The following is a 21,113-nucleotide window of genomic DNA, read 5'->3' as shown; positions in this document are numbered from 1 at the left end:
TCAGGCCGCCGGCGATGCGGCGCCGCGCGGAACGGCCAGCGAGATACCGAGGCGGTGCGCCTGATCGATGCGCGGATCGTCGGACGCCAGGGCGCGCGGGCCGGATGCGGCGAGCGAGATCGGCACGTCGCTCAGGCGGCCGTCCTGCCAGGCGGCCATGCGGCCGTAACGTCCCTCCTCCACCAGCCTGACGGCGTGTGCCGCCAGCGCCGTGGCGACCAGGCGATCCTGCGCGCAGGGCGCACCGCCGCGCTGCAGATGCCCGAGCACCGTGGCGCGCGCCGTGCAGTCGCAGGCGCCTTCGATCATGCGCGCCAGCCAGGCGCCGGTGCCCTCGCCTTCGCGGCGCGCGGCGCGCACCGTTGCCGCCAGGCCCTCGGCGACCACCACCAGTGCGTAGCGGCGCGGACTGGCAAGGCAGCGGCGCAGATCGGCGGCGACGCATTGGAGATCGAGGCCCAGCTCCGGCACGGCAATGAGATCCGCGCCGCCGGCGATGCCGCCATGCAGGGCGAGATGGCCGGCCTCGCGGCCCATGACCTCGAGCACGAGCACGCGATGATGGCTGGCGGCCGTCGACTGCAGGCGGTCCAGCGCGTCGCTGACGCACTGCACGGCGGTGGCGAAGCCGATCGTGGTCTCGGTGCCGCGCACGTCGTTGTCGATGGTCTTCGGCACGCCGACCATGGGCAGCGCCGCGCGCTCGCACAGTGCCGAGACGATGCGCATCGAGCCGTCGCCGCCGATGGCGATGAGGACATCGAGCCGCAGCGCGCGCACGCCGGCGATGAATTCCTCGCTGCGGTCGCGCCAGCTGCCGTCGGCGAGCGGGAAATGCAGGGGATCGCCCGTGCTCACCGTGCCCAGGCAGCTGCCGCCGCGGCGCAGCATCTGCGTATCCAGCGCCGCGCCGTCGAGCTCGACGCACCGCGGCGGTTGGGCGAGCAGGCCCAGCGTGCCGTCCTCGATGCCGAACAGCCGCCAGCCGCGTGCGCCGGCGCCGCGCGCGACGGTGAGCAGCGCGGCATCGAGACCGGCGCAATCGCCGCCGCTGGTCAACACACCCACCCGCAAGCCGGCGCCGTTTGCCATCGCATCGCTCCCTGTTTCGGCCAAGAGGCAGGCCGCTCTGGCGGCACCGTAGCATCACCGATCGGCGGCGTGCGCACCTTGATGCGCGTCAGGCGGACGCCGGCGTGCGGGCCACGCGCGCCTGCCGATCCGCGCCGCCGGCCCGGCGGTTCACACCCGCTTCAGCGATCGCTGGGCATTGTCGTCGCGCGCGGCAGTGATGCCGGACGTGTCGCCGCCACACGGAACGTGGCGGCCCTGCGATGGTGATTGCGAAGATGCGAGAGATTCTGACGCTGCCGCACGGCCGCCGCCGTGCGGCCGCCTGCGAGGCGGTCGAGGCGCCGCCCGCGGTGCAGGATGAGCAGGCCGCCCGGCCGCGCCACCACCGCCTCGCCGCCGACGCCTGCGCCGATTGCTGCGATCTCGCCTGGACCACGACCGCGGCCTTCCGGCACCCGGCCCTGCGCAAGCTCGGCGTGCGCAATGCGGAGGCGCGCTCGGGCGACGATTCGATTCATGAGTTCAGTTGCGAGCACTGCGGCCAGTGCTGGGCGTGGAGCGCGCGGACGCAGTGGAGCGTCGCCGAGCCACGGCCGCGCGGCGCGGCGCGGTGGGATTGAGCGCAGCGGCAATGCCTCGAATCCCGCCGCAATCGCCACGTGGAGATCGCCCGGGCCGCCGCCCGTCCACGCGCAGGAGGGTGCGTCATGCCCGCGGCCCGGTCATCGTCTAGCGCCGGCGACGGCGACGTCGCGTCGACGCTCCCCATGGCGACCGTCGACGTGCGCAGCATGTCGCTGGCGGTGCTGGCCGTGCTCGGCGTCGTCGCCGCACTCAAGCTGGCGGCCGAGGTGCTGATTCCGATCACGCTGTCCATTTCGCTGAGCTATGCGCTGATGCCGCTGGTCAGCGCGATGAAACGACGCCTGCGCATCCCCGAGGCAATCGGTGCGGCGCTGTCGCTCGCCTTTCTCGTCGCGCTCATCGCCTTCACCGTGGCCATGCTGCAGACCCGCGCCACCGGACTGCTCGACACGATCCCGCAGGCCACGCAGCGGATCGGCCGCCTCCTGCACAACACCGCGCTCGATCGCACCAGCGCGATCCGCAAGCTCACCGCGGCGGCCGAGGCGCTGGAGCGCGCCGCCGGCTCGGCCCTGCCCGCCGCGCCCGCCGCCAACGCGCCGCCGCCGCCCAATCTGCGCTCGCACGTGCTCTCGGCGACCGGCGCGACCCTGAAGGCGCTGGGCGAGACGACGGTCGTGCTGGCGCTGAGCTACTTCCTGCTCATCTCCGGCCATTCGTTCAAGCGCAAGCTCGTGCGCATCAGCGGCACGTCGCTGCGCGAGAAGAAACTGACGGTGCAGATTCTCGACGAGATCGATCAGCAGATTCAGCGCTACCTGCTGATCCAGCTCGGCACCAGCGCCCTCGTCGGCGTCGCGACCGGGCTCATCTTCGCCATCGTCGGCCTCGACAACGCCGTGCTGTGGGGCGTCGCCGCCGGCATCCTGCATCTCGTGCCTTACATCGGCTCGACTTTCGTCGTCCTGCTCTCGGCGATGTTCGCCTACCTGCAATTCAACAGCGCGCAGCTCGCCGCCGTGGTCGGCGGCAGCGCGCTCGCCGTCGCCGGGCTGGTCGGGCTCGGCATGGTGCCGTGGCTGACCGAGCGCGTCGGCCGCATCAACGCCGTGGCGACCTTCATCACCCTGCTGTTCTGGAACTGGCTGTGGGGCATTCCCGGCCTGCTGCTCGGCATTCCGGTGATGATGGCGATCATGGCCATCTGCGAGCGCGTGTCCGGCCTCGAATCGCTCGCCGAGCTGCTCGGCGCCGATTCGCGGACGGCGCGCACGCGAGCGTAAGCGCCCCTCGCCGTATGACGCGCGCACGGGCGCGGTCGGGCAAGCTGTCGGCCTGAAGCGCGGGCCCATCGCTTCGGCGCGGCGCCCTCGAGACAGCCTTGCCACGACGGCGTACAGGGCGCCGGCGTCCTCGCCGCCGCGTGCGGCGCGCGGTTCCCCCGCAGGGGCGCCATGGCCGCCGGCGAAGTCCTCTGCGCGTCCGGCGGGCGCCGATGGCGGAGGCGTTCGCGATCATGCGAACGTCCCCAGGCACGCCGGACGCCGATGACATGACGATTCCAATAGCGTTGCAGTTGCACTTCTCCTAGGATATGGCCACCCATATCGGGTTTTTGAGGAGAGTGTTGGGATGGCGACCGCGAAGAAGAAGTCTGCGTCGAAGAAGGCTCCGGCCAAGAAGGCCGCTGCCACGAAGGCTCCGGCCAAGAAGGCCGCTGCCAAGAAAGCACCCGCCAAGAAGGTGGCGAAGAAGGCTGCACCGAAGAAGGTGAAGGCCAAGCGCAAGCCGAGCGCCGCACTGATGAAGGCGATGACGCCGAGCCCCGTGCTCGCGGAGATCGTCGGCGCGAAGGCTCAGCCGCGCGGCCAGATCACCAAGAACCTCTGGGCCTACATCAAGAAGAACGGCCTGCAGGACAAGACCAACAAGCGTCAGATCAATGCCGACGAGAAGCTGAAGAAAGTCTTCGGCGGCAAGTCGAGCGTCAACATGTTCGAGATGACCGCACTGGTCAGCAAGCACATCAGCGGCTGAACGCTGGTCCGGAGTGGCGACGCAGGCAGCGGGCTTGTGTCGCACTCTCGCTCGCCCGTGGGCGGGACTCGTCTCCTGCCCCGGCTTTTCAAAGCCGGATACGCAGTCCGCCGGCGAACGACATCGCCGGCGCCGATGTCCGTGCGCGACGTTCGGGGATGCGGGCAGAGCACGGACCAGGCTGGTGCCCGAGGCCGGGATCGAACCGGCACGACCGCGAGGTCGAGGGATTTTAAGTCCCTTGCGTCTACCAGTTTCGCCACTCGGGCACAGAGGAATCGCAGCACACTCTACCAGCCCCCCCGGGTCAGGGGCGACGAAGCGCACGGCGCTTCGCGGGGGTCTGGAAAACCAGGCGAGGCTGAAGTCTCCATTTTTCGCTTTGCGAAAAATGGAGGCTGGGGTCGGAATTGAACCGGCGTACGCGGATTTGCAGTCCGCTGCATGACCACTCTGCCACCCAGCCCCGTGGTCGAAACAGCCGCGCGTGCCAGCGACGGCTCAGACTAAAAAACCCCGTGGTCTACACCGCCGGGGTTTGCGATCTGGAGCGGGAAACGAGGCTCGAACTCGCGACCTCAACCTTGGCAAGGTTGCGCTCTACCAACTGAGCTATTCCCGCATCGAGGACGCGCATTTTACTGGGAGGTGACGCTAAGTCAAGCAATTCATTAGGTCATTTTTTCAGCAAGGGCTCAGACGTCGGATTCGCGCATCATCGGCCAGGCGGCGCGCAGGTAGATGACCATGCTCCAGATGGTGAGCGCCGCCGCGACGAAAAGCAGCCAGTAACCGAGGTCGTACCAGGGCAGGCCGAAGGTCGGGATCTGCCAGATCATCATGCCGATCGCCGTCATCTGCACCGCGGTCTTCCACTTGCCCACCCAGCTCACCGCCACGCTGGTGCGCGCGCCGAGCTCGGCCATCCATTCGCGCAGCGCCGAGATGGTGATCTCGCGACCGATGATGATGGCGACCAGCACGCCGAGCAGGTCGGCCGGCGCGTTCTGCACGTAGGCGTCGCGCAGCAGCATCACCAGGCACACGGCGACCAGCAGCTTGTCGGCGACCGGATCGAGGAAGGCGCCGAACCGCGTCGTCTGCTTCCAGCGCCGCGCCAGGTAGCCGTCGAGCCAGTCGGTGATCGCGGCGGCGGCGTAGAGCACGCAGGCGATCTGCCGGGCGTGCGGCCACGAGACGTAGAACAGGCCGAGGACGACGGGGATCACCGCGACGCGCAGCAGCGTGAGGACCAGCGGCAGGTTGAGTCGCACCGTTTACGTTCCTTCGCGGGTGGCGATGCCGCGATAGTACCGAATCAATGGAAGTGCGCGTAGACGCGCTCGGCGAGCGTGCGCGACACGCCTTCGACGCGCGCCAGGTCGTCGACCGCGGCGCGCTTGAGCTGCGCGAGCCCGCCGAAGGCCTTGAGCAGCGCGCGGCGGCGCGCCGGCCCGAGCCCCTCGATCGCTTCCAGACCGGAGCTGAGGCGCGCCTTGTCGCGCCGCCCGCGATGGCCGGTGATGGCGAAGCGGTGCGCCTCGTCGCGGATGCGCTGGATCAGGTGCAGGGCCGACGAATCGGGCGGCAGCTGCAGCGGCAACTCGCGCTCCGGCAGGATCAGCTCCTCGAGTCCCGGCCGGCGCGTCGGCCCCTTGGCGATGGCGACCACGCGCTGGTCGTGAATTTCCAGCTCGTCGAGCGCTTCGAGCGCGGCGTTCAGCTGGCCCTGCCCGCCGTCGATGAACAGCACGTCGGGAGCCTGCACCTCGGCGCTCTTGACGCGCGCGAAGCGCCGCGACACGGCCTGCTTGATCGCCGCGTAGTCGTCGCCGGGCGTGACGCCCTCGATGTTGAACTTGCGGTAGGCGCTCTTCAGCGGCCCTTCCTCGTTGAACACCACGCAGGAGGCGACCGCCTTCTCGCCCATGGTGTGCGAGATGTCGAAGCATTCGAGGCGCCGCGGCGGCTGCTCGAGATCGAGCGCGCGCTGCAGCTCGATCAGGCGCTCGTCCATGCTCGCCGCCTCGACCAGGCGCGTCGACAGCGCCTGGGTCGCGGTGTTGAGCGCCATGTCGAGCAGCCTGCGCTTGATGCCGCGCTGCGGCTGGCCGATCGTGATCCTGCGGCCGGCACGCTGGCCGAGCGCCTCCTCGAGCAGCTCCTGCTCGTCGACCGCGTGGCTGACGAGGATTTCCGCCGGCGCCGGCTGCTCGAGGTAATGCTGGCTGATGAAGCTCTCCAGCAGTTCCTCCGGCGGCGTGTGGGGGGCGTGGCGCGGGAAATGGCTGCGATGGCCGAGGTTGACGCCGTCGCGCACGCTCATCACCACCACGCAGCTGGTCGAGGCGTGCGGCGCGACGACCACGAGGTCGAGATCGTTGGCACCGCCGCTGATCACGCGGCTCTCGCGCACGCGCTTGAGCGCGGCGATCTGGTCGCGGACGCGCGCCGCCAATTCGAAGTCGAGGCGATCGGCGGCGGCCTGCATCGACACGCCGAGTTCGTCGGCGAGTTCGTCGGCCTTGCCTTCGAGCAGGCGCGCGGCGTTGCGCAGCTCGCGGGCATAGTCCTCCTCGCTGACCAGGCCGACGCAGGGCCCCGAGCAGCGCTTGATCTGGTGCTGCAGGCAGGGCCGGTCGCGGTGCGCGAAGAAGCTGTCGCGGCAGGGCCGCAGCTGGAACAGCTTCTGCAGGGTGTTGAGCGTCTCGCGCACGGCGCCGGCCGACGGGAACGGCCCGAAGTAGCGCTCGCCGGCCTGCTTGGCGCCGCGGTAATAACTGATGCGCGGATAGCGGTGCGCCGAGAAGCGCACGTAGGGATAGCTCTTGTCGTCGCGGTACATGACGTTGTACCGCGGCCCGAACTCCTTGATGAGGTTGGCTTCGAGCAGCAGCGCCTCGTCCTCGGTGCGCGTCACCGTCACTTCGACGCGGCGGATCTGCGAGACCATCGATTCGATGCGCGGATTGCCGCTGGCGCGCAGGAAATACGAACCGACGCGCTTCTTGAGATTGCGCGCCTTGCCGACGTACAGCAGCTCGTCGCCGGCGCCGAACATGCGATAGACGCCGGGCTGCGTGGTCAGCTGCTGCAGGAAGCTGCGGTGGTCGAAGGATTCGGACATCAATGAAAACGGCGCCACGCGGCGCCGTCACAGGCCTAAGCAAAAGACCAGCACAGATTACACAGATTTCACCGATCTTTTGTGCGGCTCCGCATCCTGCTTCGGTGGAATCGGTGCAATCTGTGGTTAAGCGCTTTTCAGGCCGGCGGTTCGGCCTTGTCCTCGAGCAGGCCGTAGCGCATGGCCATGCGCGTCAGCTCGACGTCGTTGGAGACGTTGAGCTTCTCGAACAGGCGGTAGCGATAGGTGCTGACCGTTTTCGGCGATAGATGCAGGCGGTCGGAGATTTCCTGCGTCGAATAGCCCTTGGTCACCATCAGCATGACCTGCGTCTCGCGCTGCGAGAGCTGGTCGAACGGCGACGCGCCGCCCGGCCCCTTGACCAGACTGGCGGCGAGATTGCCGGCGACGTCGGCCGCCACGTAATGGCCGCCGCTGTGCACGCGGCGGATCGCGGCGACGACCTCGTCGGCCGCCGAGTCCTTGCTGATGTAGCCGGCCGCGCCGGCGGCGAGCATGCGGCTTGGATACGGCTCCTCCAGGTGCATCGACACGACGATGACCTTGATCGCCGCGTTGCGCTGGATCATGCGGCGCGTCGCCTCGAGGCCGCCGATGCCGGGCATGTTGATGTCCATCAGCACCACGTCGGGAGCCTGGTTGCGCACGAGCTCCAGCGCTTCCTCGCCGCTGCTCGCCTCGGCCACCACTTCCATGTCGGCTGTTTCCTGCAGCACGCGGCGCAGGCCGGCACGGACCAGACGGTGGTCGTCCACCAGCATGATTCGAATCATCACTCCCTCCCGGATATTCCCAATGATAGAGCGTATCGCCCCTGCGTCGGCAAACTTTCCGAGACCGCCTGTCCAGGCATGCCAGGCGCTTGTCCGGGCAAACCAGTACCATGCCGACGCCTCAGTGCACGAACTGCAGGACTCCCGTCGGCGTGGCGCGGATCGGCTCGCCGTCCCTGTCGAGCCCGGCGACGGTGGCGAAGGCCGCGAGTGCGGCGGCCGCCGACTCGGCGCGCGCGCCCTCCTCCGGGCGGATGCGCAGCGCATACGCGCCGCCGGCGGTCGGCTCCGCGAATTCGATGCGCGCCAGCGGGTCGTCGCCGAGATCGGCCAGCGGCTCGACCATCGCGCGCAGGTTCGCGAGACCCTGCTCGTAGTCCTTGCCGACCCAGTCGTCGAGCTTGAGCGCGAAGAAGCGGCCGAGCAGATTGCCGTGGAACGTCGCGTCGTAGGCCCAGCTCACCACGCTGCCCTCGCCGTCGGCGCGGATCGTCAGCGTCGAATAGTTCTCGCTGTCGAAACCGCTGAAGACGAGGCGGCTGCGGATTCGCGCATAGGGCACGGCCTCGACGATCTCCTGGCTGCCGTGACCGACGCTCGGCTGATCGCTGCTCCACGTCATCTTCGCGCCGACGCCCCAGGGCGGGCCGTCATGGCGGTACTGCGTGTCCGGATCGAGCCGCGTCCACGGCGCCCATTGCGTGAAGCGCTTGAAGCCGTCGAGCGCGACGTAGACCGTCGCCGGCTTGGCGCGGACCGTGATCGAGCGCTCGACGTGCGCGCGGTCCGGCAGCAGCAGGCCGATGCCGACGACGAGCGCCGCGACCACCACCGTGAGGATGATCAGACCCTTGAGAAGACGCATGCGTTCCAGTCCTGAATTGCGCGGCTCGCGATGCTAGCACCCGGCGCTGCCGCTTCATGGCGCGCAAAACAGAAAAGGGCCGCGCGAGGCGGCCCTTCCCGGGTTTCAACACGAAGACTCGCGACGCTAGGATCCCGCGCTGCGCGCGGGGCCCTCCACGCTGCTCGCTTCGTTAGTGAAACTGCTCCTCTTCCGTCGAGCCGGTGAGGGCCTTGACGCTGGACGAGCCGCCCTGGATCACGGTGGTGACGTCGTCGAAGTAGCCGGCGCCGACTTCCTGCTGGTGCGAGACGAAGGTGTAGCCCTTCTCGCGCGCCGCGAATTCCGGCTCCTGCACCATGTTGGTGTAGTGCTTCATGCCTTCGCCACGGGCGTAGGCGTGCGCGAACTGGAAGGTGTTGTACCAGTTGATGTGGATGCCGGCCAGGGTGATGAACTGGTACTTGTAGCCCAGCGCCGAGAGATCGTCCTGGAACTTGGCGATCTGCGCATCATTGAGGTTCTTCTTCCAGTTGAACGATGGCGAGCAGTTGTAGCTGAGCAGCTTGCCCGGGTTCTTGGCGAGCACGGCCTGCGCGAACTCGCGAGCGAAGCCGATGTCCGGCACGCCCGTCTCGCACCACACCAGGTCGGCATATGGCGCGTAGGCGACGCCACGCGAGATCGCCTGCTCGAGGCCGTTCTTGACGCGGTAGAAACCTTCCTGCGTGCGCTCGCCGGTGAGGAACGGCTTGTCGTTCGGATCGTGATCCGAGGTCAGCAGGTTGGCGGCTTCGGCGTCGGTACGGGCCAGCACGATGGTCGGCACGCCCATGACGTCGGCGGCGAAGCGCGCGGCGACCAGCTTCTCGATCGCTTCCTGCGTCGGGACGAGCACCTTGCCGCCCATGTGGCCGCACTTCTTGACGGCGGCGAGCTGGTCCTCGAAGTGCACGCCCGCGGCGCCCGCGGCGATCATGTTCTTCATCAGCTCGAAGGCGTTCAGCACGCCGCCGAAACCGGCTTCGGCATCGGCCACGATCGGCAGGAAGTAGTCGATGAATTCCTTGGAGCCCGGCTCGATGCCGCGCGACCACTGGATTTCATCGGCGCGCTTGAAGGTGTTGTTGATGCGGCGAACCATGGTCGGCACGGAATCGTATGCGTACAGCGACTGGTCCGGGTACATGGTTTCGCTGGTGTTGCCGTCGGCGGCGACCTGCCAGCCCGACAGATAGACCGCTTCGAGGCCAGCCTTGGCCTGCTGCATCGCCTGACCGGCGGTGATCGCGCCGAAGGCGTTGACGTAGCCCTTCTTGGCTTCGCCGTTGACGAGCTTCCAGAGCTTCTCGGCACCGCGCTTGGCGAGCGTGTACTCGACGTTCAGCGAGCCGCGCAGACGGACCACGTCGGCGGCGCTGTAGTTGCGCTTGACGTTCTTCCAGCGGGGGTTGGTGGCCCAGTCCTTCTCGAGGGCCTTGATCTGCTCGTCGCGTGACAGTGTCATCTGGAACACTCCTGGAGATGTGAATTTCGCGACCCGCCGGCGAGCGCTGCGTCGCCGCGGATCCAGCCCGATTTTTGGGCGCGGAATTATAAGCGCGCGCTATTTTGCGACGCAGCATCCCACGCATCAGGGGGTGGCTGTCTCTCCGGCCACTGTATTCGGTCGGATCGCCGCGTCGATCTGCCGCTGCTCGAGCGCCTGCAATTCTTCCGGGCTCAGCCTGCCGTCGTGATCGGTGTCGATGTCGTCGAAGCGGCGCAGCAGGACGCGCGGCAGATCGCTGGCCGCGAGCTCCTCGCGTGACAGGGCGCGGTCGCCGTTGCGGTCGGCGGCGCGGAACTGCTGCTCGCGCTTCTGCGCAAGGCGCGCGCGATGGGCGTCGAGGGCCGTTGCCGTCGCGCTTTCGCCGGCGGTCGCGCGCGTGGCGGACGACGCCAGCGCGAGCGCGAGAACTGGCAGAATGCGGGACCAGCGTCGGAGCATGGCCGTGACCGGCGGAACTGAAGAAGACGTCGCCATTGTCCACGGCGCCCGGCCGCTCCGCCATTCCAACCGCCGAATCCGCTCACCTTGATCCGCGCCCGAGGCCTGCTCAAACGCTATCGCGGCGCCGCGTCCGCGGCGCTGCACGGCATCGACTTCGACGTCGCCGCCGGCAGCGTGTTCGGCCTGCTCGGCCCGAACGGCGCCGGCAAGACCACGCTGATGTCTCTGCTGACCGGCGTGCTGCGGCCGGACGGCGGCGCGCTGACGGTCGCCGGCTGCGAACTGCCGGCGCAGGCCGACGCGCTGCGTCCGCAGCTCGGCTTCGCACCGCAGGAGCTGGCCTTCTATCCGGCATTGAGCGTCGCCGAGAACCTGCGCCTGTTCATGCAGCTCACGCCGGGCGCCGACGCGGCGTCGCTGGCGCAGGCGATCGAGGTCGCCGATCTCGGCGCGCAGCTGCGCAAGCCGGCACAGGCCCTGTCCGGCGGTCTCCGGCGGCGCCTGAATTTCGCGATCGCCCTGCTCGGCCGCCCGCGCCTGCTGCTGCTCGACGAGCCGACCGCCGGCGTCGATCCGCAGTCGCGCAACTTCCTGCTGGAGCGCGTGCGCGCCCTGCGCGACGAAGGCGTGACCGTGCTGTACAGCACGCACTACTTCGAGGAGATCGAACGCATCTGCGACCGCGCCCTGGTGCTCGACCGCGGCCGCGTCGTCGCCGGGGGCACGCTCGCCGAGCTGCGCGGCACGCACGCGCGGCTCGAAGACGCCTTCCTTCAGCTCACCGACCGGGCGCTGCGCGACGCATGAGCACGCCTTCCTCGCGGGCCCTGCCCGCCCTGTGCGCAAAGGAACTGCGCCTGCTGTCACGCGATCCGCACGGTCTCGCCGTGCTGTTCGCGGTGCCGCTCGTCTTCATCCTGCTGATGTCGCTGGCGCTGCGCGATGCCTTCGATCCGGCGGCGGTCGCCAGGGTGCAGCTGCAGCTGGTCGACGAGGACGGCGGCGCGCTGGCGCGCGCCTTCGCCGAGGCGCTGCGCGGCGAGCCCGGCGTCGGCATCGCTGCGCAGGCGACGACGCGCGTGACGATCCCGCCCGGCTTCTCGGAATGGCTGGCGACACGCCATGAGCTCGCTGCCGACTATCTCGGCGGCGAGACCGAGCCGACGCTGCTGCGCATCGACTACGCCGCCAGCACGCTGCCGCAGACACGCGGCGTGATCGCGCTGCTGGTGCGCGGCGCATTGCTGCGGGTGCAGAACGACTACCTGTTCCGCGAGGTGCTCGGCGAGTCGGACGCGCAGCTCGCGCAGATGCGCTATCTCGGCGACCCGCGCCACCTGCCGGTCGCCGAGGCGTTCCGCACGGCCGCCGGCGCCGCCGTGCATGCGCCGACCGCGGTCCAGCAGAACGTGCCGGGCTGGCTGATCTTCGCCATGTTCTTCGCTGTCATTCCGCTTGCCGGCAGCTTCGTCGTCGAACGCAGCCAGGGCAGCCTGCTGCGCCTGCGCGTGCTCGGCGTGCGGCCGGCGACGCTGCTGCTGTCGAAGGCGCTGCCCTACTACGCCGTCAATCTGCTGCAGATGCTGGTGATGCTCGCGGTCGGCGTCTGGCTGGTACCGCTGCTCGGCGGCGACCGGCTCGATCCCGGCCACAGCGTCGCCGGCCTGTGGCTGATCGGCAGCGCCACCAGTCTGGCGGCGATCGCGCTGGCGCTGTGCGTCGCCGTCGCCGTGCGCACCAGCTTGCAGGCGACGATCGCCGGCGGCGCCATCAGCCTGCTGTTCGCCGCGCTCGGCGGCATCATGGTGCCGAAGCTGGTCATGCCGCCGGCGATGCAGACGCTGACCCAGCTGTCGCCGATGGCCTGGGCGCTCGACGGCTATACGCAATTGCTGGTCGCCGGCGGCGGCGTGCGCGAGGTGCTGCCGCAGAGCGCCGCGCTGCTCGCCTTCGCCGCCGTCGCGCTCCTGCTCGCGGCGCTGATTTACCGCCATACTTCGCATTCACACCCTGGTTGATGCCATGAAAGGTTCGCAGGACGCCGCGCTGAAGCTGCGGCTCAAGGAGTTGATCGTTCGCGAGACGGACAAGCCGGTCGACGCCGCTGGCGTGCCGGACGACCAGCCGCTGTTCGGGCCGAAGTCGGCGCTCGAGCTCGACTCGGTCGACGGCCTGCAGATCTCGATGGCCCTGCAGCTGGAATTCGGCCTGCGCGTCGAGGACCCGAAGCAGATGCGACGCATCCTCGCCGACCTCAACACGCTCGCCGACTTCGTGCAGCCGCAGTGAGGCGGTCGCCGTGAAGCGCCCCGTCTATCTGCGCGGCATGGCCGCCGCCTGCGCGGCGGGCGACGATCGCGCGACGATCGCCGACGCCTGCATCGCCGCCCTGCCGGCGCCCGCCGAGGTGTGCTTCCGCAGCCTCGGCGGCGACGTCGTGCTGCCGTACTTTCGCGCCGGCGGCATCGGCACGGCGACGCCGCGCGTCGCCGAGCAGGCGCTCGACGACGCGGTCCGGCGCGACGCGCTGGCCCTCTATTTCGGCAGCTCGTCGGCCGGCATCACCCTGCACGAGCGCGCCTATGTCGCCGCCCTGGCCGCCGGCAGCGACGGCGACGCGCCCCACGGCGGACCGCTGTTCCCGATTCACGCGCCGGACCAGAGCCGTGCGGCACGCGAGCTGCGGACCGCGCTCGGCGCGCGCGGCCCGTACTACACGCTCAACACCGCCTGTTCGAGCGCGGCCAATGCCCTGCTCTACGCCGCCTTCGCGCTGCGCGACGGCCTCGTCGACGCGGCGCTGGCGGTCGGCATCGAGGAGGAAAACCGTCTCTCGCAGCAGGGCTTCTTCAGCCTGATGCTGGCGACGCGCGAGCGCAGCCGGCCTTTCGACGTGGCCCGCGACGGCATCGTGCTCGGCGAAGGCGCCGCGGCCCTGCATCTGTCCGCCGACCGCGGCGGCGCGCGCTGGCAGCTGCTCGGCGGCGCCAGCCTCTGCGATGCCTCGCACCCGACCAATCCTTCGGCCGAACGCATTGCCGACACCATCCACGCCGCGCTCGACGATGCCGGCGTCGCCGCCGCCGAGGTCAGCGCCGTGAAGGCGCACGGCACCGGCACGCGCGCCAACGATCAGGCCGAGGCGCTCGGCCTGCGCCGCGTGTTCGGCGACGCGATGCCGCCGCTCACCTCGATCAAGCCGGTGCTCGGCCACACGCTCGGCGCCTGCGGCGCGCTGGAGACCGTCGCCTTCACGGCCTGCCTCGAACGCGGCCGCGTGCCGCCGACCGCCGGCTTCGCCGATGCCGACCCGGAGCTGGGCGTCGCGCCGCTGCGCGCCGCGGCGCCGTGGCGCGGCGGTGTCGCGCTGCTCAACTACTTCGGCTTCGGCGGCAACAATTGCGCGCTGCTGCTGCGCGAGCTGGCGTGATGCTGAAGATCGCCGCCGCCAGCCGCCACGTCGCCCGGCTCGCCGACACGCCGGACGACCTGCGCGCGCGCCTGCAGGGGCTCGGCGTCAGCGTGCGCCGCGTCAACCGTTTCATCGAACTGGCGCTGCTCGGCGCCGTGCAGTGCCGCGACGATCTCGGCGCGCCGCTCGCCGCCGACGCCGCGCTGTATCTCGCCGCCGAGACGCCGATGCTCGCCGATTGCGTGAAGGCGCTGCGCGCGACGCTGGCCGAGCAACGGCCGCCGACGCCGTTCGAGTTCATGAACATCTCCGGCAACATGGCCGGCTTCTACATCGCCCAGCAGCTCGGCGTCGGCGGCCCGCAGCTGGCGGTGTCGCGGCGCGGCGATGGCCTGGCCGCCGCCTTCGAGCTGCTGCTGCCGCAGCACCGGCGGCACCGGCGCGCACTGGTCGGCGGCGTCGAGGAAGGCGTGTGGCCGCTGCACGAACAGCGCGCGCGCCTCGGCCTCGCCGCCGACGCGGTGCTGCATGAATCGAGCCACTGGTTCTACGTCGACGCCGATTGCGCGAGGCCGCGCGTCATCGTCGAAGCGCCGCGCCGCCACGCGGACCGGGCCGCGGTCCACGCCGCGCTGTCGGCCCTGCCGGATGACGCGCTGCTGGCCCTGCATCCGGACCTCGATGCCGACGCGCTCGACCTGCCGCGCAAGCTGCGCCTCGCCCCGCGCGCGGCGCTGCCCGGCCAGGGCGCCGCCGCCGAGGCGCTGCACGGCTATCTCGCGGCGCCGGCGCAAGGACCCTGGTTCCATCTGAGCCGCGACGGCGATGGCAGCTGGCACGTGCTCGCGGCCCGCAAGCCGCGCTGAGCCGCGCGCCGCTCAGGCGGCGGCCTTCGTCCAGCGTTTCAGGGCTTCGTAGACGGCGCGCTCCTGCGCCGCGCACTCGCGCAGCCGCGCGCCGAGCAGGGCCGGCGTGACGTCCGGCTTCTTGCGCGCGAACAGCGCGCCCTGCAGCGCGAACTGCCGCCAGGCGTCGCCGCAGGCGGTCATCTGCCGCGAGACCTCGGGCAGCGTCGCGTCGCGCAGCTTCTCGCCGGCTTCCTGCAGGAAGGCGGCGTACATGAAGCGGAAGCCGCCGCCGCCGGTGCCGATCTCTTCCTGCATGCGGATGATGTTGCCGACATACAGGCGCTGCCAGCGCACATCGGGCTTGCGGCGGTCGAGCGTCTCCAGCTCGCGCGCCAGTCGCTCGATCGCGCGCACGCCGACATAGGGCACCGGCGTGTGCAGCATCATCTTCCAGGTCTTGCCGATCGCCGCCTTGAGCGCCGCGCGCAGGTCGAAGTCGCGCGCGAAGTCCTGCGGCTGGTAGAGCAGACCCCTCGGCGCGAAGGTACCGCGCGCGAAGCGTGCCTTGCGCAGATCGGCGGACGGACAGCGCTGCGGCGCGTCGAAGACCGGATCACTGATCAGGTAGTCGTCGCCGTCCTTGCCGTAGACGATGAGGTTGTGCGCGTTGAAGTGGAAGCGCATCTCCGGCGGGAAGTACGGCAGCCAGTACACCGAGGTCTGCAGGCCGACGGGGCGGCCGGCGGCGAGTTCGGCGTCGAGCGCCGCCATCGCCGCGTCGGGATCGCCGAAGCGCCGCTTCTTCATCGCCAGGCGCAGGGCCTTGCGCAGGCCGCCGTAGACGCTGCCCGGCGGCATGCGGTAGGCGGTGATCGGAAAACCGCCGACTTTCACGAACGGAAAATGAAAGAAGGTCAGCGCTGCCGACAGGCCGAGCGCCATCGGCTCGCTGATGTCGAGCCCGTAGTGGCGCAGCAGGCTGCTGGTGACGCCGGTCTCGCAGTGACCGGCGTGACGATGCTGGAAGTTTTCGACGATCACGGCGATCCCGGCGGCGCTTCCGGCGGCGGCGTCTGCAGCACCTCGACGCCGATGCCGAGCGCGTCGGCGTAGCGCCGCAGGCGGGCGGGCCGCAGGCGCGCGAAGGCGTCCGGCCGCAGGTCGCGCCGCACGCTGCAGCGCCAGAAACCGGTGCTCTGCGCCAGCGTCGGCAGGTCCATGCGCCGCGCGTACATGTGGAATTCCAGTGGCGAGCTTTCGCCGCGCGCGACGCGCACGCGCGCCGCCGCGGCCCGGCGCTCGAACTCGGCGATCGCATCGCCGGTGACGGTGGCCTCGACGGCCCAGCCGCTCGAGGCCACGGTCTCGTAATGGCCTTGCCGGTCGACGGCGTACAGCGCCTTGCGGGCGCCGCCGTAGTAGGCCACCTCGTCCTGCGGGACTTCGTCCTCCCTCACGCCGCGACCACCGTCAGGTAGACGAAGGCGATCGAGAAACGCCCGCTTTCCGGCACGTAGCAGAGGATCTTCTGGCCGGCATCGAGACGGCCGCTGGCGAACAGTTCTTCCAGCATCAGGTACATCGATGCCGAACCGACGTTGCCCTTGTAGTGCAGATTGGTGAACCAGCGCTCCTGCGGAATCTTCCAGTCGTCCGGCATCACCTCCCACATCACCGGACGGAAGTGCTCCGAGGAGTAATGCGGCAGATACCAGTCGACGTCGTCGGGCGTCAGCCGGCGCCGCGCGCGCATGGCGTCGAAGGCCTTGCGCGAGCTGTGCCGGATGCCGTCCTCGAGCAGGCGCACGTCCTGCTTGACCGCCATCACCGAACGCTCGGCGATTTCCTTCGCCGAGCCGAACTCGCGCCAGCCCTGCAGGCGGCCGTCGTCGCGCTTCTCGGCGCCGGCGTACATGCACGGCGGCAGCTCGCTGGCGTAGGAGTACTGGTCGATCCACTCGATCTTCAGCGACAGGCCGCGCGCGTTCGGCCGGTCCTGCAGCAGCAGCGCGCCGGCGCCGTCGGACAGCATCCAGCGCAGGAAGTCCTTCTCGAAGGCGATCGCCGGCCGTTTCTCCAGCGCCGCGACCGCCGCTTCGTTCTCGGCCGCGAAGTTGCCGGCGCGCATGAAGGTCGACGCCAGTTCCGAGCCGGTGACGACGGCGTTGCGCGCCTGTCCGGCGAGCACCGAGAGATAGCCGTACTTCATCGCCGTGACGCCCGACACGCAGATGCCCGCGGTGGCAACCACCTCGCAGGGCGTCGAGCCGAGCTCGCCGTGCACCATGACCGCGTGATTCGGCATCAGCTGGTCCGGCGAGCTGGTGCCGCAGGCGAGCACGTCGATGTCGGCCAGCGAGAAATCGTCGCCGGTCAGGCCGCGCACCGCCTCGGCGGTCAGCTGCGCGTTGCTGTGCGTGAGCTCGCCGCTTTCGGTCAGCGCGTAGTGCCGCGACTTGATGCCGTTGCTGCGCAGGACCAGCGCGCGGGCGCGCGACGGCCGGTCGCCGATCTGGCCGAGCACGGCCTCCATGCGCTCGTTGGCGACCGGCGTGTTCGGCAGCGCCGACGCCATGCGGGTGATGAAGACGGCCGGCAGCGCCGGCCGCCGCGAAAGATCGGTCATGGACCCCTCGCCGCCAGCCGTTCGGTGCCGGAGCCCGACGGTTGCTCGAAGTAGTCCTTCTGCGCCCGCAGGCGCCGCGCGGCCAGCGGTCGCAGCGCCGCGCGCAGCAGCATGGTCAGCGGCACGACGGTGAGAATCATCGTCACCAGGAAGGCGGCGTAGACGAGCAGCGCCGGCTTGCGGGCGGCGCTGCCCTGCGGGCCGAGCGCGCGGATCAGGCGGCCCCAGATCTGGAAGCTGCGCCGGCCGATCTTCTCGCTCGGCAGAAGGCGCATGTCGGCCTGCGCCGCGCCGAGACCGCGCAGCACCGGCGCGCGGCCGTCGAGACGACCGTCGCGCAGCGCCGCGGCCAGGGCGACGCCGAAGCGTGCGGCGCCGGCGATCTGCGTGTCGCCGAGCCCCGCGGCCGGCAGGCCCCAGAAGGCGTCGCGCCGGCCGGTCAGCAGCCAGCGCGGCGTGGTGATGAAGGTCGTGAGGCTCGCGCCGCTGTCGGCCAGCACGATGTTGTCGGACAGCCGCGCGCCGGCCTCGGCGAGCTTGCCTTTGACGATCTCCTGCGCCAGCAGCCACATGTTGCGGCAGCCGATCAGGGTCACGACCGGCGTGTCGCGCAGCAGCTGCCGTCCCGCCGCCGACTGCAGGAAGGCATTGACCGGCGGCGACGGCGACAGGAACCAGACGGTGTACGCGAGGATGACGAGGTCATGGCGCGCATCGGCCGGCACCGCGAGCGGCTCGAGCGCCGGCGGATCGAGATGCACGGCTTCCGGGAACTGGTCGAAGAAACGCAGGAACGGCCACGGGAACGGATACGGCCGCAGCGGCCGCAGCTCGCACCAGTCGACGGCGACGCCGGCGGCCTCGAGCGGCGCGCACAGCGCGCGGGCAAGCCGCTGCAGCTGGCCGGTTTGCGAGTAGTACACCACCAAGACGCGCTTCATTGCCTGATCCCGCCCCAAACGACAAGGGCGCGATCACGCGCCCTGTCCCGTAGCCGCCAATGTAAGCGGAGCCCCGAATCGCAGACAGCCCCGCAAGCCCCCGCTGGCGAACTGCAGCACGGGCCGGATTGCGACTATAGCCAAACGCTTTCGGCGGCGGCAACGCGCCGGCCGGCGCGCGTCAGGCATGTGTCGCATTCAGGCCGCGAGCGGCGCCGGCGCGCCGAGCTTGCGGCGCAGCTCGCGACGCAGCAGCACGACGTTGAACGCAAGCTGCAGCAAAGTGCCGGCGACCGACAGTGCCCACAGCCAGTGCGGCACGAAGCGCGCGTCGCGCGCCAGGACCAGGGCCGCGACGACGATGAAGCCGATGCGCGTCGCCGAGCCGAGCAGCGACGGCAAAGTGTTGCCGAAGCCGGAGAACACGCCGCCGCATGCGAAGACGACGCCGATCGCCAGCAGGTTCCAGGAGATCCAGCGCAGGAACTCGGCGCCGTAGGCGATCACCTCCGCATCGTTCGAGAACGGCCGGATCAGCCATTCCGGCGCGAGATGGAACGCCAGGCAGAACACGCCCACCGACACCAGGTTCAGGCGCAGCGCCTGATCGAAGGCCTGCCGCACGCGCCGCGGCTGGCGCGCGCCGAAGTTCTGGCCGACGATCGCCGCCGTCGCGAAGGTCACCGCCATCGCCGGCATCATGCCCAGCTGCAGCACGCGCATGCCGACGCCGAAGGCCGCCTGCGGCGCCGAGCCGAAGCGCTGCAGCAGGGCCATGATGAAGGCGAAGTAGAACGCCATCAGCGCGAACTCGACGCCCGAGGGCAGGCCGATGCGCGTCATGCGCAGCCAGGCGTTCCACTGTGGCCGCCACGCGGCGCGGCCGCTTGCCAGATAGCGTCCGCTGCGCAGCACGTAGGCGAACAGGCCGAGCATGCCGACGCCCACGGAAATCAGCGTGGCCAGTGCCGCGCCGGCGACGCCGAGCGGCCGTCCGCTGCCCCAGCCGAAGATCAGCACCGGCGCCAGGACGATGTTGAGGATCACGGTGACGAGCTGGGCGATCGACGAAGTGCGCACGTCGCCGAGCCCGCGCAGCGCGGCGGAAATGACGAACATGGGGATCTGCAGGCCCATCGCGACGATGAAGGGCACCAGGAATTCGCGCGCCAGGCGCGCCGTCTGCGCGTTGCCCGACAGGCCGTCAGCGTAGCGTCCGTGCAGCAGGCCGGCGACCGCCACGAAGGCGACACCGACGATCAACGACAACAGCTGCGACTGCGTGAACAGCTGGCGAGCCTCGTCGTGATCGCGGCGGCCGGCGGCCTGCGCGATCAGCGCCGCGGTGCCGACCGCCAGGGTCTGCGCGACCGCCATGAGCATGACCATGAGATTGCTGCCGAGCGCAACCGCGGCGACCGCGTCGCGGCCGAGCCGGCCGACCCAGAAGATGTCGATCAGCGAGTAGGCCGTCTGAACGAGCATCGTCAGCAACATGAACGCGCTCATCTTCAGCAGATGAGCGCGGATGGAACCGCTGGTGAGATCGCGCGCCGCCATGACCGTCCGCCAAAAAGGCGGCGTAGGGTGGCGGTTTCGCGGGCTCCGGGCAAGCCCGGCGCGGCGTCAGTCGTCGCCGGCGGCGAGTTTCAGCAGATCGTAGCCTTGCAGCGTCGCATCGAAGTTCGCCGTGTGCGCGCCGAACAGGATGGTGCCGAGGTTGACGCTCTTGTCGAGCCCCGGCCAGTTGTGGCCACCGCCGTCGACGGTCACCAGGAAGTTGCGATACGCGCAGCGGTCGGCCGGCGTGTAGCTGATCGTCACGCCGAGCGAATCGAAGTACTGCGGCACGCTGACCGACGCATCCGCCGTGTTGCAGCCGTCGAGCGAATTGAAGTAGGCGTGGATGCCGGGAATCGACATCGTGAACAGCAGCGGCACGCCGTCGTACGGTGTGACCAGGTCATTCGTGCCGTGCACGATGACCGTGCCCAGCGGATGGCTCGCCGAGCAACTGGTGTCGAGCGAGGTCGTGCTGCTGTCGCTCGATACCGCGAGCACCGCCCGCACGTCCGGGTTCTTGCACCCGAACAGGTAGCTCATCACCGCGCCATTCGACAGGCCGGCGACGTAGACGGGCACCGAATCGTCGACGCCGTAGCGATCGCGGGCGTCCTCGACCACCGCCGTGAGCCACTCGATGGTCGGCTCGACCTGCGAGGAATCGAGCAGGGTGCCGGTCGGCCAGCGCGAGCTGCTGACCAGCGGCGTCAGCGAGGGCGCCTGCGGCGCCAGCACCAGCACCTTGCGCGCCTTGGCCAGTTCCTGCAGGCGCACGATGTTGATGAACGCGGACTTGTCGGCGAACAGGTAATGCAGGCCGACGTAGATCGCGTCGTACCGGCGGTTGCTCGTCGTCAGCGCGTAATAGGTCGAGGTGAACGAACTGGTCTGCACCGTGTACTCGCTGGCACTGACGCCATCGCAGGCGATCGGCGTGTGCTGGATCAGGGTGGTGCTGTCGGCGACCGGGCAGACCGTGCCGGCCTGCGGCTTGCACCCGTCCGGTTCGCTGCCGACCTTTTCCGGCGTATAGGCGTCGGCACAGCTCAGCGTGGTTCCGCCGGTGGTTTCGCCGCCGGTGGTCGTGCCACCCGTCGTCGTACCACCCGTGGTGGTTCCGGTGGTCTCGCCGCCGGTCGTGCCGCCATCGTCGTGATGCCCGCCGCCACCGCCACAACCCGCCATCAGCGCGCCGACCAGCGCGGCCACCCACACCAGCTGGCCGATACGCCCAACAACCTTGATCCCCATGACCGCTTTTTCCTTCTC

The 21,113-nt window shown here is 69.8% G+C and carries 21 protein-coding genes and 3 tRNA genes; 8 read left to right on the top strand and 16 right to left on the bottom strand.

Translation table 11 applies throughout. The annotated features are described in order from the left end of the window. Positions 1–1,092 carry an ATP-dependent 6-phosphofructokinase gene (locus K344_RS0103925; protein WP_028079577.1) on the bottom strand — a complete coding sequence of 364 codons (1,092 nt, stop codon included), beginning with the start codon at positions 1,090–1,092 and terminating at the stop codon, positions 1–3. A gap of 257 nt (positions 1,093–1,349) precedes the next feature. Here K344_RS0103925 and K344_RS0103920 point away from each other — a divergent pair, with 257 nt between their 5' ends. The 3 genes from K344_RS0103920 (at position 1,350) to K344_RS0103905 (ending at position 3,696) form a co-directional block, all read left to right on the top strand. Next, positions 1,350–1,694: a hypothetical protein gene (locus tag K344_RS0103920; protein ID WP_157622741.1), complete on the top strand. Its 345-nt coding sequence runs from the start codon at positions 1,350–1,352 to the stop codon at positions 1,692–1,694. 147 nt (positions 1,695–1,841) lie between these two features. Further along, complete coding sequence (locus K344_RS20060) at positions 1,842–2,942, top strand: AI-2E family transporter (RefSeq protein WP_043113691.1); 1,101 nt, start codon at positions 1,842–1,844, stop codon at positions 2,940–2,942. Between the two features lie 349 nt (positions 2,943–3,291). Continuing rightward, the gene (locus K344_RS0103905; protein WP_028079575.1) at positions 3,292–3,696 is read left to right on the top strand and encodes an SWIB/MDM2 domain-containing protein; all 405 of its coding nucleotides are present in this window, start codon (positions 3,292–3,294) and stop codon (positions 3,694–3,696) included. Positions 3,697–3,878: 182 nt separating this feature from the next. Here the strand turns inward: K344_RS0103905 and K344_RS0103900 are convergent. The 9 genes from K344_RS0103900 to K344_RS22795 all read right to left on the bottom strand — a co-directional run bounded on the left by K344_RS0103900 (position 3,879) and on the right by K344_RS22795 (position 10,451). Further along, a tRNA-Leu gene (locus K344_RS0103900) sits at positions 3,879–3,965 on the bottom strand. 123 nt (positions 3,966–4,088) lie between these two features. Next, positions 4,089–4,162 (bottom strand) — tRNA-Cys (locus K344_RS0103895). A gap of 80 nt (positions 4,163–4,242) precedes the next feature. Further along, positions 4,243–4,318, bottom strand: a tRNA-Gly gene (locus K344_RS0103890). 73 nt (positions 4,319–4,391) lie between these two features. Further along, positions 4,392–4,970: a CDP-diacylglycerol--glycerol-3-phosphate 3-phosphatidyltransferase gene (gene pgsA / locus K344_RS0103885; protein ID WP_028079574.1), complete on the bottom strand. Its 579-nt coding sequence runs from the start codon at positions 4,968–4,970 to the stop codon at positions 4,392–4,394. A 44-nt stretch (positions 4,971–5,014) separates the two neighbouring features. Next, positions 5,015–6,823: an excinuclease ABC subunit UvrC gene (gene uvrC / locus K344_RS0103880; protein ID WP_028079573.1), complete on the bottom strand. Its 1,809-nt coding sequence runs from the start codon at positions 6,821–6,823 to the stop codon at positions 5,015–5,017. 137 nt (positions 6,824–6,960) lie between these two features. Beyond that, entirely contained in the window at positions 6,961–7,617 is a 657-nt protein-coding gene (gene uvrY, locus K344_RS0103875; protein ID WP_028079572.1) for a UvrY/SirA/GacA family response regulator transcription factor, read from the bottom strand. A 121-nt stretch (positions 7,618–7,738) separates the two neighbouring features. Next, on the bottom strand, positions 7,739–8,482 hold the full coding sequence (locus K344_RS20055; RefSeq protein ID WP_051361853.1) for an SRPBCC family protein: 744 nt from the start codon (positions 8,480–8,482) through the stop codon (positions 7,739–7,741). A 172-nt stretch (positions 8,483–8,654) separates the two neighbouring features. After that, positions 8,655–9,968 carry an isocitrate lyase gene (gene aceA / locus K344_RS0103865; RefSeq protein WP_028079571.1) on the bottom strand — a complete coding sequence of 438 codons (1,314 nt, stop codon included), beginning with the start codon at positions 9,966–9,968 and terminating at the stop codon, positions 8,655–8,657. A gap of 126 nt (positions 9,969–10,094) precedes the next feature. Further along, entirely contained in the window at positions 10,095–10,451 is a 357-nt protein-coding gene (locus tag K344_RS22795; RefSeq protein ID WP_028079570.1) for a hypothetical protein, read from the bottom strand. Between the two features lie 87 nt (positions 10,452–10,538). On the opposite strand from K344_RS22795, the gene K344_RS0103855 reads away from it, so the two are divergent. The 5 genes from K344_RS0103855 to K344_RS22785 are packed head-to-tail and all read left to right on the top strand — an operon-like array spanning position 10,539 to position 14,732. Next, entirely contained in the window at positions 10,539–11,261 is a 723-nt protein-coding gene (locus K344_RS0103855) for an ABC transporter ATP-binding protein (protein WP_028079569.1), read from the top strand. Beyond that, positions 11,258–12,472, top strand: a complete 1,215-nt coding sequence (locus K344_RS0103850; RefSeq protein WP_028079568.1) for an ABC transporter permease — start codon at positions 11,258–11,260, stop codon at positions 12,470–12,472. Before K344_RS0103855 ends, K344_RS0103850 begins: the two co-directional genes overlap by 4 nt. 4 nt (positions 12,473–12,476) lie before the next feature. Next, complete coding sequence (locus tag K344_RS0103845; RefSeq protein WP_028079567.1) at positions 12,477–12,743, top strand: acyl carrier protein; 267 nt, start codon at positions 12,477–12,479, stop codon at positions 12,741–12,743. Between the two features lie 10 nt (positions 12,744–12,753). Continuing rightward, entirely contained in the window at positions 12,754–13,884 is a 1,131-nt protein-coding gene (locus K344_RS22790) for a beta-ketoacyl synthase N-terminal-like domain-containing protein (RefSeq protein WP_051361852.1), read from the top strand. Then, positions 13,884–14,732, top strand: coding sequence for a hypothetical protein (locus K344_RS22785; protein ID WP_051361851.1), 849 nt, complete (start codon positions 13,884–13,886; stop codon positions 14,730–14,732). The genes K344_RS22790 and K344_RS22785 overlap by 1 nt, the downstream gene beginning before the upstream one ends. A gap of 12 nt (positions 14,733–14,744) precedes the next feature. On the opposite strand, the gene darH is transcribed toward K344_RS22785, so the two are convergent. The 6 genes from darH to K344_RS0103805 form a co-directional block, all read right to left on the bottom strand. Beyond that, positions 14,745–15,755 (bottom strand): BtrH-related acyltransferase DarH, encoded by a 1,011-nt coding sequence (darH, locus tag K344_RS0103830; protein WP_028079566.1) that lies wholly within the window; start codon positions 15,753–15,755, stop codon positions 14,745–14,747. Continuing rightward, a complete protein-coding gene (locus K344_RS0103825; RefSeq protein WP_028079565.1) occupies positions 15,752–16,171 on the bottom strand; it encodes a DarG family dialkylresorcinol biosynthesis protein in 420 nt (139 codons plus the stop codon). The genes darH and K344_RS0103825 overlap by 4 nt, the downstream gene beginning before the upstream one ends. Further along, positions 16,168–17,340 carry a beta-ketoacyl-ACP synthase III gene (locus tag K344_RS0103820; RefSeq protein WP_051361850.1) on the bottom strand — a complete coding sequence of 391 codons (1,173 nt, stop codon included), beginning with the start codon at positions 17,338–17,340 and terminating at the stop codon, positions 16,168–16,170. The genes K344_RS0103825 and K344_RS0103820 overlap by 4 nt, the downstream gene beginning before the upstream one ends. Then, positions 17,337–18,281 carry a hypothetical protein gene (locus K344_RS0103815; protein WP_028079563.1) on the bottom strand — a complete coding sequence of 315 codons (945 nt, stop codon included), beginning with the start codon at positions 18,279–18,281 and terminating at the stop codon, positions 17,337–17,339. The genes K344_RS0103820 and K344_RS0103815 overlap by 4 nt, the downstream gene beginning before the upstream one ends. Before the next feature lie 198 nt (positions 18,282–18,479). Next, complete coding sequence (locus tag K344_RS0103810) at positions 18,480–19,841, bottom strand: MATE family efflux transporter (RefSeq protein ID WP_028079562.1); 1,362 nt, start codon at positions 19,839–19,841, stop codon at positions 18,480–18,482. Positions 19,842–19,907: 66 nt separating this feature from the next. Continuing rightward, positions 19,908–21,095 carry a CE1 family esterase gene (locus K344_RS0103805; protein WP_157622740.1) on the bottom strand — a complete coding sequence of 396 codons (1,188 nt, stop codon included), beginning with the start codon at positions 21,093–21,095 and terminating at the stop codon, positions 19,908–19,910. Between the last annotated feature and the right edge of the window lie 18 nt (positions 21,096–21,113).

The organism is Solimonas soli DSM 21787 (assembly GCF_000474945.1).
Taxonomy (GTDB): Bacteria; Pseudomonadota; Gammaproteobacteria; order Nevskiales; family Nevskiaceae; genus Solimonas; species Solimonas soli.
The sequence above is the reverse complement of the archived record's forward strand: the minus strand, read 5'-3'. Positions and strand labels throughout refer to the sequence as shown.